Source organism: Bacillus nitratireducens (assembly GCF_001884135.1).
In the GTDB taxonomy this organism is placed as follows: Bacteria; Bacillota; Bacilli; order Bacillales; family Bacillaceae_G; genus Bacillus_A; species Bacillus_A nitratireducens.
The window spans coordinates 1-14371 of record NZ_MAOC01000025.1; the positions used below are offsets into that span (position 1 = coordinate 1).

At 40.3% G+C, this 14371-nt stretch carries 17 protein-coding genes and 1 pseudogene; 14 read left to right on the forward strand and 4 right to left on the reverse strand.

Features of this window, described 5'->3' with window-relative positions; translation table 11 throughout:
* Positions 1-374, reverse strand: a pseudogene (locus BAU23_RS09495) (spore germination protein); the annotation flags it as partial.
* Between the two features lie 152 nt (positions 375-526).
* On the opposite strand from BAU23_RS09495, the gene BAU23_RS09500 reads away from it, so the two are divergent.
* Positions 527-1651, forward strand: a complete 1125-nt coding sequence (locus BAU23_RS09500) for a homoserine O-acetyltransferase family protein (RefSeq protein WP_071734243.1) — start codon at positions 527-529, stop codon at positions 1649-1651.
* Positions 1652-1699: 48 nt separating this feature from the next.
* Here the strand turns inward: BAU23_RS09500 and BAU23_RS09505 are convergent, their stop codons facing one another.
* On the reverse strand, positions 1700-1882 hold the full coding sequence (locus BAU23_RS09505) for a hypothetical protein (protein WP_000171884.1): 183 nt from the start codon (positions 1880-1882) through the stop codon (positions 1700-1702).
* A gap of 199 nt (positions 1883-2081) precedes the next feature.
* On the opposite strand from BAU23_RS09505, the gene BAU23_RS09510 reads away from it, so the two are divergent.
* The 6 genes from BAU23_RS09510 (at position 2082) to BAU23_RS09535 (ending at position 8336) form a co-directional block, all read left to right on the forward strand.
* Positions 2082-2387 (forward strand): rhodanese-like domain-containing protein, encoded by a 306-nt coding sequence (locus tag BAU23_RS09510; protein ID WP_000141201.1) that lies wholly within the window; start codon positions 2082-2084, stop codon positions 2385-2387.
* Positions 2388-2591: 204 nt separating this feature from the next.
* Positions 2592-2816: a spore germination protein gene (locus tag BAU23_RS09515; RefSeq protein WP_000512595.1), complete on the forward strand. Its 225-nt coding sequence runs from the start codon at positions 2592-2594 to the stop codon at positions 2814-2816.
* Positions 2817-2836: 20 nt separating this feature from the next.
* Positions 2837-3160 carry a hypothetical protein gene (locus BAU23_RS09520; protein ID WP_001111501.1) on the forward strand — a complete coding sequence of 108 codons (324 nt, stop codon included), beginning with the start codon at positions 2837-2839 and terminating at the stop codon, positions 3158-3160.
* Positions 3161-3280: 120 nt separating this feature from the next.
* Complete coding sequence (locus BAU23_RS09525; protein WP_071734245.1) at positions 3281-6091, forward strand: BclA-related collagen-like exosporium protein; 2811 nt, start codon at positions 3281-3283, stop codon at positions 6089-6091.
* 201 nt (positions 6092-6292) lie between these two features.
* Positions 6293-7306, forward strand: coding sequence for a GTP 3',8-cyclase MoaA (moaA, locus tag BAU23_RS09530; protein ID WP_001156505.1), 1014 nt, complete (start codon positions 6293-6295; stop codon positions 7304-7306).
* Positions 7307-7322: 16 nt separating this feature from the next.
* The gene (locus BAU23_RS09535; RefSeq protein WP_001158114.1) at positions 7323-8336 is read left to right on the forward strand and encodes a molybdopterin-synthase adenylyltransferase MoeB; all 1014 of its coding nucleotides are present in this window, start codon (positions 7323-7325) and stop codon (positions 8334-8336) included.
* A 41-nt stretch (positions 8337-8377) separates the two neighbouring features.
* Here the strand turns inward: BAU23_RS09535 and moaC are convergent, their stop codons facing one another.
* Positions 8378-8863 carry a cyclic pyranopterin monophosphate synthase MoaC gene (gene moaC, locus BAU23_RS09540; protein ID WP_000094156.1) on the reverse strand — a complete coding sequence of 162 codons (486 nt, stop codon included), beginning with the start codon at positions 8861-8863 and terminating at the stop codon, positions 8378-8380.
* 83 nt (positions 8864-8946) lie between these two features.
* Here moaC and BAU23_RS09545 point away from each other — a divergent pair, with 83 nt between their 5' ends.
* The 7 genes from BAU23_RS09545 to BAU23_RS09575 all read left to right on the forward strand — a co-directional run bounded on the left by BAU23_RS09545 (position 8947) and on the right by BAU23_RS09575 (position 13623).
* On the forward strand, positions 8947-10236 hold the full coding sequence (locus tag BAU23_RS09545) for a molybdopterin molybdotransferase MoeA (protein ID WP_071734247.1): 1290 nt from the start codon (positions 8947-8949) through the stop codon (positions 10234-10236).
* Complete coding sequence (gene mobB / locus BAU23_RS09550) at positions 10200-10721, forward strand: molybdopterin-guanine dinucleotide biosynthesis protein B (protein WP_002094381.1); 522 nt, start codon at positions 10200-10202, stop codon at positions 10719-10721. Before BAU23_RS09545 ends, mobB begins: the two co-directional genes overlap by 37 nt.
* The gene (moaE, locus tag BAU23_RS09555; protein WP_000611219.1) at positions 10718-11182 is read left to right on the forward strand and encodes a molybdopterin synthase catalytic subunit MoaE; all 465 of its coding nucleotides are present in this window, start codon (positions 10718-10720) and stop codon (positions 11180-11182) included. Before mobB ends, moaE begins: the two co-directional genes overlap by 4 nt.
* 2 nt (positions 11183-11184) lie before the next feature.
* Positions 11185-11418 carry a molybdopterin converting factor subunit 1 gene (gene moaD / locus BAU23_RS09560; RefSeq protein ID WP_000621795.1) on the forward strand — a complete coding sequence of 78 codons (234 nt, stop codon included), beginning with the start codon at positions 11185-11187 and terminating at the stop codon, positions 11416-11418.
* 93 nt (positions 11419-11511) lie between these two features.
* Positions 11512-11934 carry a DUF3888 domain-containing protein gene (locus BAU23_RS09565; protein WP_000717659.1) on the forward strand — a complete coding sequence of 141 codons (423 nt, stop codon included), beginning with the start codon at positions 11512-11514 and terminating at the stop codon, positions 11932-11934.
* Positions 11935-11967: 33 nt separating this feature from the next.
* Entirely contained in the window at positions 11968-12825 is an 858-nt protein-coding gene (gene glcU, locus BAU23_RS09570; protein ID WP_000353529.1) for a glucose uptake protein GlcU, read from the forward strand.
* A 12-nt stretch (positions 12826-12837) separates the two neighbouring features.
* The gene (locus BAU23_RS09575; protein WP_000286696.1) at positions 12838-13623 is read left to right on the forward strand and encodes a glucose 1-dehydrogenase; all 786 of its coding nucleotides are present in this window, start codon (positions 12838-12840) and stop codon (positions 13621-13623) included.
* Positions 13624-13698: 75 nt separating this feature from the next.
* Here BAU23_RS09575 and BAU23_RS09580 read toward each other — a convergent pair whose 3' ends face one another.
* Positions 13699-14193, reverse strand: coding sequence for a CarD family transcriptional regulator (locus BAU23_RS09580; protein WP_002077588.1), 495 nt, complete (start codon positions 14191-14193; stop codon positions 13699-13701).
* Positions 14194-14371 lie beyond the last annotated feature (178 nt).

Below are 14371 nucleotides of genomic sequence, written 5' to 3' on the forward strand. Positions count from 1 at the left end.
GAATCGTCCTGTTTAGAATCTTGCTGTTTCGTTTGAGAAGAATCGTCCTGTTTAGAATCTTGCTGTTTTTCCTGAGAAGAATCGTCTTGTTTAGAATCTTGTTGTTTCTCCTGAGAAGAATCACCTTTCTTAGAGTTTTGTTGTTTCTCTTGAGAAGAATTACCTTGCTTAGAGTTTTGCTGTTTCTCTTGGGAAGAATCATCTTGCTCAGATTTTTTTTGTTCACTATTTTTACCTGTATTATGTTTCATACTTCTAGTCTGTTCTTTGTCTTCATCCTCTTGATTACTAGATTGCTGTTTCGGAGTATTATCTGCTTCTTTTGTTTCTGTTGAATTTGATTTTTTCTTTTTACGTAACCAATTCCAAATCATATGTATGCCCTCTTTGATTGTGTAATATAGTGCTATTTTGTGGCTAATTTTGTATATTATTCATTTATTTATGAAAAGAAGGAGGAGATTGGTTTGCATAGAAAAAATCCTTTAGTAAGCAGTTCATAATATGACGGGAAGAAGGCGAGTCTGTGCAAATTGTAAAAAAGGAGAAGTTTGTTTTAAAAGAGTTTGTGTTTGAAAATGGTAGGGAGATTCCTGTTCAAATGGGGTATGAGACGTATGGTACTTTAAATAGAGAAAGATCAAATACGATTTTGGTTTGTCACTATTTTAGTGCAACAAGTCATGCTGCAGGAAAATATACAGAGCATGATGAGGGGGCTGGTTGGTGGGATGGATTAATTGGACCTGGCAAAGCAATTGATACAAATAAATATTTCGTCATATGTACTGATAACCTTTGTAATGTACAAGTGAAGAACCCATATGTGATTACAACGGGGCCAAAATCGATAAATCCGATGACTGGTTTTGAGTATGCGATGGATTTTCCAGTTTTCACATTTTTAGATGTAGCACGGATGCAATATGAGTTAATAAAAAATATGGGGATTGCTAGGTTACATGCTGTAATGGGGCCATCGGCAGGTGGGATGATTGCACAGCAATGGGCTGTCCACTATCCTCATATGGTGCAGCGAATGATTGGAGTTATTACGAATCCGCAAAATCCAATTATAACGTCGGGAAATGTAGCGCAAAATGCAATCGAAGCAATTCAGCTTGATCCAGATTGGAAAGGCGGAAAGTACGGAGAGGAGCAACCAATGAAGGGGCTTCATTTAGCGAATAAAATGATGTTTATGAATGCATTTGATGAAAATTTTTATGAAACAACATTCCCGCGGAACAGTATAGAAATGGCACCTTATCAACAATTTTCTGCATTAACATCATTTGAGAAAGAGATAAATAAAGTGACATGTAAAAGTATAGATTTAGTAGATGCAAATTCATGGATGTATACTGCGAAGGCAGTCTTATTACATGATATTGCACATGGTTTTTCTTCCTTAGAAGAGGCTCTTTCTAAGATTGAAGCGAATGTACTCATGATTCCATGCAAACAAGATTTACTTCAACCATCTCGTTACAATTATAGAATGGTAGATGTTTTGCAAAAGCAGGGGAAGTACGCAGAAGTATATGAAATAGAAAGTATAAATGGGCATATGGCAGGAGCGTTAGATGTTCATTTATTTGAAAAGAAAGTGTATGAGTTTTTAAATCAGAAAGTATCTAGTTTTGTGTAGAAAATAATTAATGTGGAAAAGGTGCATTGTTTATAATAGGCACCTTTTTTACATAATTTGCAGACGGAAAATATATGAAGCGATTGATAAACCAAAGAAAGCTATACTAAGTAATAGAAATAAGAATGACATTTCTTGAGGGGATTTTATCTTTTTATTATTTTTCATGCTAAGAGCAATGACCGCAAAAATTAAGAAAATGATACCCATAATGAAAAGAAAAAGTGTCATTTTAACTGGCTCCTTTCATAAAACAAGTATATTGAGGATACAATGCACGAGTTATGTTTGTAAAGAATAAGTTTTGTGAGGAAATTGAGAAATAAATTCTCGGTTCTTTGCGTTCTTTCTTTCGCATGCTAAAATTGATTAGAAATGGTTGTTTAAAGAAAAAACTAAAGGTTTTATTGTATATAAGGAGGAACGACATATGACAGAAGTTAAAACAATTACTACAGAAGAAGTGCAAGAGCGTTTAGACAATGGAGAAACGTTATTTTTAGTAGACGTAAGGGAAGATGAAGAAGTAGCGGCAGGGAAAATTCCAGAAGCTGTACATATTAAAATGGGTGATATTCCAAATAAAGTAGATTTCTTTGAGAAAGAGAATGAATATATCTTTATTTGTCGTTCGGGAATGCGCAGTGAAAATGTATGCCATTATTTAAATGAACAAGGATTTAAAACAGTGAACATGGTTGGCGGTATGCTTCAATATGAAGGGGAAACTAAATAAGTAGCTCAAAAAAACTTGAAACGTGTTTGTTTCAAGTTTTTTTCTTTTGCATACAGTGTATAAAGTGAAATTTTAATCAGTGGGGGTTTTGTTCATCCCCCGCTAATTATTAGTCCGACTCTCACCTAACTTCTTTGCTCCAGCCAAATTTTGAGGTGGGAGTCTTACTGCCTGCAAATAGCGGGATAAAAGGGGGATAGGTAAATGGGGATTAATATGCGTAAAGTAAAAATTATAAATAATACAGGAGCAGTTAATGTCGGTGACTGTTATGATATCTCACCTTTAGCTGTGGCAAAAATATATGCTGGTGCTGGAGGATCGAGTGCGGCTGTTTTTTTAAATGGGAAACGACAGCCAGAAGCTGTGATTAGAACATCAGTGTTTCTTCCGCCATTAGCGACGAGTACACGTACATTAGGTGCATAAAGGAAAGGTAGAGTGTAAGTATGCCTGCACGTATTAAAGAATTTATTATCGTTAATAATACTGGGAATATATTTACAGGGGATAATTTGAGTGATACTTCATTTACTGCTTCGAAATCGTATAGTGGTTCAATGGGGTGCACTTGGATTGACGTTGTTACAGTAATAGGGACGGAGACGAAGCTTTGTTTACAACCGGGAGATTCTGTGACGACAACATATACACGAGGAACTCCTGCTGGTACTGTAACAGGAACGAATATGGGGCAAAATGTAAATACATCGGGTATAGCACAAGCTGTCCCTAATACAGATAATATGGATTCAATTGCGGGACTCCCTTAAGGAATTAAGGGGGTTTTTATTATTTAAAATAAAAATAGTCTTGGAGATTATTTTTGTAAATAGATTAAGAAGAAGAGGTCTATCTAGTGTGAAAAAGATGGTTTGTAGGTGGTGAAAAGTGTGAAAGAGCGTGATGATAAAAGAAAATTACATTCGTTAAACTCTAATTTTAGAATTTCACCAGAACTTATTGGGCCTACTTTCCCTCCAGCTCCAACTGGATTTACAGGTATAGGGATTACAGGCCCAACAGGTCCACAAGGTCCAACAGGCCCACAAGGACCAAGAGGATTACAAGGACCAATGGGAGAGATCGGACCGACAGGACCACAAGGAGTGCAAGGAATTCAAGGGCCAGCTGGACAAATGGGTGCAACAGGACCTGAAGGACAGCAGGGACCACAAGGATTAAGGGGACCACAGGGAGAAACTGGAGCGACAGGACCACAAGGAGTGCAAGGGTTACAAGGTCCAATTGGTCCAACAGGAGCGATTGGGGCACAAGGTATACAGGGGATACAGGGATTACAGGGGCCGATTGGAGCTACCGGGCCAGAGGGACCTCAAGGAATTCAAGGTGTGCAAGGGGTACCGGGTGCAACTGGTTCACAAGGGATACAAGGAGCTCAAGGGTTTCAAGGACCACAAGGACCGAGTGGAAGTACGGGTCCGACTGGAGCAACAGGTCAGGGGGTAACCGGATCGACAGGAATAACAGGTCCAACAGGGGTAACTGGCCCATCAGGGGGACCGCCTGGTCCAACGGGGGCTACTGGTGCGACAGGGCCTGGAGGTGGACCGAGTGGAAGTACAGGAGCGACTGGAGCAACTGGAAATACTGGAGTAACTGGAAGTGCGGGAGAGACTGGAAATACTGGGCCGACGGGAAGTATAGGAGAAACCGGTGCACAGGGCCCGCAAGGAATACAAGGAATTCAAGGGCCAATTGGTCCAACCGGTCCAGAAGGTCCACAGGGCATTCAAGGTATTCCTGGTCCGACAGGATTGACGGGTGAACAAGGAATACAAGGAATACAGGGGATTCAGGGGATAACGGGAGCAACGGGGGATCAAGGTCCTCAGGGTATACAGGGAGCTATAGGACCTCAAGGTGTAACAGGAGCAACAGGAGATCAAGGTCCACAAGGAATACAAGGAGTACCGGGTCCAACAGGAGAAACGGGCCCACAAGGAGTTCAAGGAATTCAAGGCCCGATGGGAGATATAGGGCCAACAGGACCAGAAGGCCCAGAAGGACTTCAGGGTCCGCAAGGAATACAAGGAGTGCCAGGGCCAGCTGGAGCAACAGGCCCAGAGGGCCCACAAGGAATCCAAGGAATTCAAGGGCCAATAGGAGTAACAGGTCCAGAAGGCCCGCAAGGAATCCAAGGGATACAAGGCATTCAAGGAGTAACAGGAGCAACTGGAGCACAGGGTCCGCAAGGTGTTCAAGGAATACAGGGAGACATAGGTGCAACAGGTCCAGAGGGTCCGCAAGGAGTGCAAGGTGCTCAAGGGGATATAGGTCCAACAGGTCCGATGGGTCCACAGGGAGTTCAAGGAATCCAAGGAATTCAAGGACCGACGGGTGCGCAAGGAGTGCAAGGCCCACAAGGAATTCAAGGAATCCAAGGGCCGACAGGAGTAACTGGAGATACGGGTACAACAGGGGCGACAGGGGAAGGGACTACAGGAGCAACTGGAGTAACTGGTCCAACAGGTGTAACAGGTCCATCAGGAGGACCAGCCGGACCGACTGGCCCAACAGGTCCATCAGGTCCGACGGGAGTGACAGGTCCATCCGGTGGACCACCTGGTCCGACAGGAGTGACAGGTGTAACGGGAGGACTAGGAGATACGGGAGTAACAGGAGCGACAGGTGTGACCGGGGCCACGGGAGAAACTGGTGCAACCGGAGCAACGGGGCTGCAGGGTCCACAAGGAATACAAGGAGTACAAGGAGACATAGGCCCAACCGGTCCGCAAGGTGTTCAAGGTCCACAAGGTATACAAGGAGTAACTGGGTCCACAGGAAATCAAGGTCCGCAAGGAAATCAAGGTCCTCAAGGAATTCAAGGTCCAACCGGCCCTCAAGGAATCCAAGGAGATCAAGGCCCGCAAGGAATCCAAGGTGCAACCGGAGCCACAGGAGCACAAGGTCCACAGGGAATTCAAGGGATACAAGGGGTACAGGGCCCGACCGGTCCCCAAGGTCCAACTGGAATTCAAGGTGTTCAAGGTGACATAGGTCCAACCGGTCCGCAAGGTGTGCAAGGTTTACAAGGTCCACAAGGCCCAACTGGGGACACGGGTCCAACAGGAGCGCAAGGCCCACAAGGAATTCAAGGTCCAACGGGAGTAACAGGAGCGACAGGTTCACAAGGAATTCAAGGTCCAACGGGGGCAACAGGTTCACAAGGTCCAACCGGTTCGCAAGGAATCCAAGGTCCAACAGGCCCAACCGGCCCAACCGGAGCTGGAGCAACAGGATCAACTGGAGCGACCGGGGTGACTGGAGTTAGTACAACTGCAACGTATGCATTTGCGAATAATACATCAGGAACCGCTATTTCTGTTTTATTAGGCGGTACGAATATCCCATTACCGAACAATCAAAATATTGGACCAGGAATAACCGTTAGTGGTGGAAATACTGTATTTACAGTTGCGAATGCAGGGAATTATTATATAGCCTATACAATTAATTTAACGGCAGGATTACTTGTAAGTTCTCGTATAACTGTAAATGGCAGTCCGCTTGCGGGAACGATAAACTCTCCGGCAGTGGCTACTGGTTCATTTAGTGCACCAATAATTGCTAACTTGCCTGCTGGAGCTGCTGTTAGTTTGCAATTATTTGGATTAGTTGCAATAGCTACATTATCCACAACAACGCCAGGAGCTACTCTAACTATTATTAGATTAAGTTAATAAGTAGAAAACCTTGGGACTTTTATGTTTCAAGGTTTTTTTATCCCAGTATTTGAGAGTCATCCTCGCTAATCAGAGGGGAATTGATAACCTCCTATTGTTTAAAGTTTCACTTTATTCACCTTAGCAAAAACATCGCAGTTCGAAAATATATTATAATAGAATGAAAAGAGAGAAATTTGGCAGAAAGGGAGGGTGGCGATGCAGGAGAAGATTAAAGACTTTTTTGGACGCCCACTTCAAGATTTACGCATATCTGTCATTGATCGTTGCAATTTTAGATGTACATATTGTATGCCAGCGGAAGTATTTGGGCCTGATTATGCTTTTTTGAAAGATGAGTTTTTACTAACGTTTGATGAAATTGAGCGTTTGGCAAAAGTGTTTGTTAGCATCGGTGTACGAAAAATTAGAATTACTGGTGGCGAACCACTGCTTCGTAAAGATTTAACAAAACTTATTGCACGTCTTGTGAAAATTGATGGGTTAGTAGATATAGGATTAACGACAAATGCTATTCATTTAACGAAACAAGCAAAGGCATTAAAAGAAGCTGGATTACATAGAGTAAATGTTAGTTTAGATGCAATAGATGATGATATATTTAGGAACATTAATGGTCGAAATATTAATACGAAACCTGTGATTAAAGGAATTAAAGCAGCGAAAGAGGCGGGGCTGGAAGTAAAGGTAAATATGGTTGTGAAAAAAGGGATGAACGATCATCAAGTACTTCCAATGGCTGCGTATTTTAAAGAGCAAGGAATCACGCTTAGGTTTATTGAGTTTATGGATGTTGGTAGTACGAATGGATGGAATTTCGATCAAGTGGTTACAAAGCGAGAATTGATCGAGATGATTCATAGAGTGTATCCGCTTGAGCCAGCTGAAGCGCATTATTTCGGTGAAGTTGCGAAGCGATATCGGTACGTTGGAACAAATGTTGAAGTCGGTTTTATTACTTCTGTTTCTGAGTCATTTTGTTCCTCTTGTACGAGAGCGAGAATTTCAGCAGATGGAAAGTTTTATACTTGCTTATTTGCGACAGAAGGATTGGATGTAAGGAAACTTCTGAGAGGAAATCTTTCGGATGATGAGTTATTAAGCGTTATACAGGATGTGTGGGTAAATAGAAAAGATAGGTATTCGGATGAACGGACAGAAGAAAGTGCAAAGAATCGTCCGAAAATTGAAATGTCTTATATAGGAGGATAAGAAAGGGGGCTATCGTATGCAGGAGCGATATTCAAGACAAATATTATTTTCTGGTGTTGGAGAAAAAGGACAGCGAAAAATAAGAGAGAAGCATGTGCTTATTATCGGCGCTGGTGCTCTTGGTGCAGCAAATGCAGAAGCGATTGTTAGAGCAGGTGTTGGAAAAATAACGATTGCGGATCGTGATTATGTAGAATGGAGCAATTTACAAAGGCAACAATTATATACAGAAGAAGATGCAAAGCAGTATAAACCGAAGGCGGTAGCAGCAGCAGAACATTTAAAAGCGATTAATTCTGAAGTGGAAATTATCCCGGTTGTGACCGATGTAACGGTTCAAGAAATGGAAGAGTTAATTAAAGGTGTAGATTTAATATTAGATGCGACAGATAATTTTGAAACGCGCCTTCTTATTAATGATATATCTCAAATGTATAACGTTCCGTGGATATATGGAGGATGCGTTGGAAGCTACGGAGTAACTTACACAATTTTGCCAGGAAAAACGCCATGCTTTCGATGTTTAATGGAGCATCCAGCGAGCGGGGCAACATGTGATACGGCCGGTATTATACAGCCAGCAGTGCAATTAGTAGTTGCGCATCAAATAACGGAGGCTTTAAAAATATTAGTAGAAGATTTTGAGGCACTTCGTGAAACGATGCTATCATTTGATCTTTGGAATAATCAACAGATGGCATTTAAAGTGAATAGACAGAAAAAGGATACATGTTTATCTTGTGGAAAGCTACGTACATATCCGAGTTTAACATTTGAAGCACAAACGAAAACAGAAGTATTATGTGGACGAAATACAGTTCAAATCCGTCCAGGTGTGCGACAAGGGTTTAATTTAGAAGAAATTAAAAAGCGCTTACAAAAAAGTGTGGATGTAAAGGAAACGCCTTATTTATTATCATTTCCGGTGGAAAAATATCGTTTTGTTTTATTTACAGATGGTAGAGCGTTTATTCATGGGACGAATGATATGAATGTGGCGAAACGCTTATATGCAAGATATATAGGGTGAACCTAAAGGCAATCCTTTAGGTTCACAAGGAAAAGATAGTATTAAGAATTTCTAATATAATCTCCATTTTTTCCGCCTGTTTTTTCAAGTAAGTACGTTTCGCCAATAATCATGCCTTTATCAACAGCTTTACACATATCGTACACGGTAAGAGCGGTAGCGGAAGCAGCTGTTAAAGCTTCCATTTCAACGCCGGTACTACCTTCTGTTTTAACTTTTACTTCAATAAGTAGTCGATATTGTTCTTCTGACTGTTTCCAATCGAAAGAAACATCAACACCTTTTAACAATAAAGGATGGCACATTGGGATAATATCAGAAGTACGTTTTGCAGCCATAATGCCTGCGATTTGTGCAACAGCCAATACATCACCTTTACCAATTTCATTGTGAGAGATTTTGTCAAAAATTTCTTTCGTAACGAGAATGCTAGAGCATGCAATTGCTGTTCGAACGGTTACTTTTTTGTCGCTTATATCAACCATTTTAGCGCGCCCTTGGTCATTGAAATGTGTGAATGAAGACATGGAATTCCTCCTTGAAGTAATTGCGATTTAATATATAAAGTGTAATCGAGATTAGATATTTTGCAAATATGAGGTGAGAAACAATGGTAGAAAAACGAATCCCGATTCAAGTTGCTGAGGCAGTAGAGCGGGTTATGAAATACGCTAAGCATGGTGAAGTAGAAGAAGTTTTTATTACAGAAAGTTATGGGAGGATTCTTGGGGAGGATGTTGTCTCAGATCACGACGTTCCTCACTTTGATCGTTCTCCTTACGACGGTTTCGCAATTCGAGCAGAAGATACGAAGGAAGCGAGTCAAGAGCATCCGGTTGAATTTGAAGTAATAGGAGAAATTGGAGCAGGTTCTGTTTTTTTAGAAGAAGTAGGAGCTTTTCAGGCGGTTCGTATTATGACAGGAGCAGCTATTCCAGAAGATTGCAATGCAGTCGTAATGCTAGAGTTGACGGAAGGATTCGAGAAGAACGAAAGTACATATATGAAGTTGAAACGCCCTTTCCAAAATGGTGACAATGTGTCATTTAAAGGAGAAGATATAAAACAAAATCAAGTCCTTGTTAACAAAGGTGTTGTAATCAATCCAGGTGTTGCCGCACTGTTAGCGACGTTTGGATATAGCACTGTGAAAGTTGTAAAACAGCCTGTTGTCGGTATTGTAACGACAGGAAGTGAATTACTAGAAGTGCATGAGCCGCTAGAGCCAGGCAAAATTAGAAATAGTAACTCTTATATGATTGCAGCTCAAATTATGAAAGCTGGCGGGAAAGTGCGTTACTATGGACAACTTGCCGATGAGTTAGATGCATGCTTTACAGCTGTTAAATCAGCGATGGATGAGGTTGATATTTTAATTACAACGGGCGGTGTTTCAGTAGGAGATTACGACTACTTACCGGCTATTTATGAAAAGTTACAGGCAAATGTGCTTTTTAATAAAATAGCGATGAGACCCGGAAGTGTAACGACAGTAGCTGAAGTTGATGGAAAGTTACTTTTCGGTTTATCAGGTAATCCATCAGCTTGTTATGTAGGTTTCGAATTGTTTGTGCATCCGGTTATAAAAACGTATTTGTATGCGAAGGAGCCTCACATATATAGGGCAGACGCTATTTTGCAAAAAGATTTTCCGAAACCAAATCCGTTTACTCGTTTTGTAAGAGCGAAAGCGAGCATTGTTAATGGGGCACTACAAGTGATGCCGATCGGTTTAGATAAATCGAGTGCGGTATCTTCACTCGCGGATGCGAATGCTTTTATCGTGTTGCCCGGAGGAACGAGAGGATTTGAAGCAGGGATGAAAGTATCTGTATTATTGTTAGAGCACTCCGAGGGATGTGATTGGCCATGGGCAACGCCCCTTCAATCTTACAAATAGTAGGGTATCAAAATAGCGGGAAAACAACACTTGTAGAGAAAATTGTGCATGCATTAGCCGAAAGCGAAATGAAAGTTGCTACAATTAAGCATCATGGTCATGGTGGTTTTCCTGAAGTAGCGCAAAAAGATAGTGAAAGGCACCGGAAAGCTGGTGCGGTCGTAAGTAGTGTAGAAGGCGCTGGGTTACTATCTCTGTCTTCATTACGAGATGAATGGTCCTTGCAAGAAATTATCCGCTTGTACGAATTTTTTGAAGTGGATACGATTTTAATAGAGGGCTATAAAGCTGAGAAATATCCAAAAGTAGTGTTACTTCGCTCTGCGGAAGACATTGAACTTTTACATAAGGTAGAAAACGTAGTAGCAATTATTACGTGGGATAATGTCCTGTCAAACTTAAGAGAAGACTATAAAGTATTTCATATAACAGAAGAAAAATTGTATGTAGACTGGTTTTTACAAACGGTTAGGAGTGCAAAATGATAAATACGTATTATGAAGTAATTGATACAGAAATCTCGATTGAAGAGGTGGCAAAGAAAGTAATTCGACGTGAATGCGGTGCTGTTACAACATTTATTGGAACGGTTAGGGAGTTTACGAAAGGGCGTCGTACATTATACTTAGAGTATGTTGCTTATAAGTCGATGGCAGAAAAGATGCTACAGAAAGTCGGCTCAGAAGTGAAGGAGAAATGGCCTGGTACACACGTTGCGATTACACATCGCATTGGCACGTTGCAAATTTCTGATATCGCGGTTGTTGTTGCGGTATCAACGCCGCATCGTAAAGAGGCCTATGAAGCAAATGAATATATTATGGAGCGTATTAAGCAAATTGTTCCGATTTGGAAAAAGGAGTTTTGGGAAGATGGTGACTCATGGATTGGTGATCAATTAGAAAAAACACCATATCCAGCAGGAGAGCCTGGGAAGGAGTTATAAATATGATTCGAGTATTGTTATTTGCGAACTTGCAAGAAGAAGCAGGAACAAGTGAATTACAAATAGAGAAAGAAAATATTACGGTTGCAGAGTTAAAAGATATTGTCGCGAAGGAATATAATGTACCAGTATCAGCACCAATTATGGTTGCGATTAATGAAGAATATGCAAATGAAGATGATACGATACAATCTGGTGATGTAGTTGCACTTATACCACCAGTGAGCGGTGGTTAATATTGGATTTATTAAAACGACTTTCCTGAATAGGGGAAGTCGTTTTTTTATGGCAGTTTTGAGAACACTAACTTATAGAACAAGGAGGGAATTATGAAAAAGATATGTGTAATGATTACAATGATATGTTCCATTTTTTTCTCTTCTCCAAGCCATTCTTGGGCGAAAGAATCGAAGGAACAACTTTTAGAGAGTGCACTACTTAATCGATATTACTCAGTTATAAGGCAAGCGACAGAAGATCAGTATGAATGTGACTCCGTTACAAATATAAAGCGTCTAGGCAAGAAAGATGAATTTGTTCCTAGATTTGAAGTGACGCTACAATTTCTTACCTTTCAAGGGGCACATAATCCGCCTAATGACAAAGTTACACTTACTTTGGAAGATAATTTAGATCACATAAAGATCAAGAAAGCGGAGAGAGAAAAAAATGTATCTAGTGCGATCGCAGAAAAGGTTTGCGCACGAGCGAAGGAAAAAATGAAAGCACACTCTAATGGTGTAGAGCGGTAACAGATGACATTTAGTAAAGAAAGGTAATGAGCCATGGATATACTTTTAGCGATTTTACCAGCTATATTTTGGGGAAGTATTGTGCTATTTAACGTGAAACTGGGCGGTGGACCGTATAGTCAAACGCTTGGAACAACGCTTGGTGCACTTATTTTCTCGATTGTTGTTTATATTTTTGTAAAGCCAGTATTAACTCCTACTGTTATTGGAGTTGGAATTGTGTCAGGTTTATTTTGGGCACTTGGTCAGGCGAATCAATTGAAAAGTATTGATTTAATGGGTGTTTCGAGGACGATGCCCATTTCAACAGGGCTGCAATTAGTTGCGACGACTTTATTTGGCGTTATCGTATTTCATGAATGGTCTACGACAATATCAGTCGTACTTGGAATTTTAGCACTCGTTTGTATTATTATCGGTGTTATTTTAACATCACTTCAAAGCGAAGAAGAAAAAAATGCAGAGCAAGCAGCAAATTTTAAAAGGGGTATCATAATTTTATTAATTTCAACAGTCGGTTATTTAGTTTACGTAGTAGTTATTAGGTTATTTAACGTAGATGGTTGGTCGGCTTTATTACCACAAGCAGTTGGTATGGTGTTAGGAGGGATTTTACTTACGTTTAAACATCATCCATTTAATAAGTATGCGATACGAAATATTATTCCAGGATTAATTTGGGCAGCAGGAAATATGTTTTTATTCATTTCGCAGCCGCGTGTCGGAGTCGCAACAAGCTTTTCACTATCACAAATGGGAATTGTTATTTCGACGCTTGGCGGGATTCTTATATTAGGTGAAAGAAAAACGAAACGCCAATTAACGGGGATTGTTGTTGGTATCGTTTTTATTATCGCAGCTGGAATTATGTTAGGAATTGCAAAAGGTTAAGGAGGTATTGAAATGTATAGTGATTTAGAAGGAAAAGTTGTCGTTATTACAGGATCAGCGACTGGTCTCGGAAGAGCGATGGGAGTAAGGTTTGCTAAGGAAAAGGCGAAAGTCGTTATTAACTATCGCTCACGAGAGTCGGAAGCGAATGATGTGTTAGAAGAAATTAAAAAGGTAGGCGGAGAAGCGATTGCTGTAAAAGGTGATGTGACCGCAGAGGGAGATGTTGTGAATCTCATTCAATCTGCTGTGAAAGAGTTTGGTACGCTCGACGTTATGATTAATAATGCAGGAATAGAAAACGCGGTACCGTCGCATGAAATGCCATTAGAGGATTGGAATAAAGTAATCAATACGAATTTAACAGGCGCTTTTTTAGGAAGCCGTGAAGCGATTAAATATTTTGTGGAACACAATATTAAAGGATCTGTAATTAATATGTCTAGTGTTCATGAGAAAATTCCATGGCCACTATTCGTGCACTATGCCGCAAGTAAAGGCGGTATTAAACTTATGACAGAAACGTTAGCGTTAGAATATGCACCAAAAGGTATTCGAGTAAATAATATTGGACCAGGTGCAATTAATACGCCAATCAATGCTGAAAAGTTCGCTGATCCTAAAAAGCGTGCTGACGTAGAAAGTATGATACCGATGGGCTACATTGGAAAACCTGAAGAAATCGCAGCAGTAGCAACGTGGCTCGCTTCAGCAGAGGCTAGTTACGTAACTGGAATTACGTTATTTGCAGATGGTGGAATGACTTTATACCCATCGTTCCAAGCTGGGCGTGGATAATATGAAAAGGCCAAAGCGATTTATCTCTTTGGCCTTTTTTAAGCAAAAAAAAATAGCGGTCAGCTATTTTTAAAATTAATGATTGATTGTATCTTGAAGAAATTCTGTTGCTTGATGTTCTGAAACATTCTGTACGAGCGCAACTTCGCTAATAACCATTTTGCGCGCATTATCTAGCATTTGTTTTTCGCTCGCATTTAATGCTCTTTCTTTATTGCGACGAAGTAAATCACGAACAACTTCTGCACTATCTTGAAGATTGCCGTTCTTCATTTTTTCCATATTCATTGTATATCTTTGTTTCCAGGAAAGTGAGGGGTCTGATTCCCCATGATGAAATTCAAGAAGTATACCATCTAACGTACCTTTATCAACGATATAACGTATACCTGATTTTTGTAATTGATCCATCGGAAGCATTACTTGCATATCTTTATTAATGATGCGTATAACACAATATTGACGTGTAGTACCTAATATTTCTTTCTCTTCAATTGCTTCGATGATTCCTGCACCGTGCATTGGATAAACGATTTTATCACCAATTTGAAACAAATCATCCACCTCCATATGTGGTAACCATCTTTAATGATAACACATTTAGATAAAAATGTCAAATTTTATATAATATCATATCTGATATACTGTAGTCAATATATAAAAGTCGTTTTTTTTAGATGTTTTTTTGCCCTTATATGTGAAAAGAAAAGGGGAGATTTTTTTAGAAAAATAGTACAGGCGAAGAAAA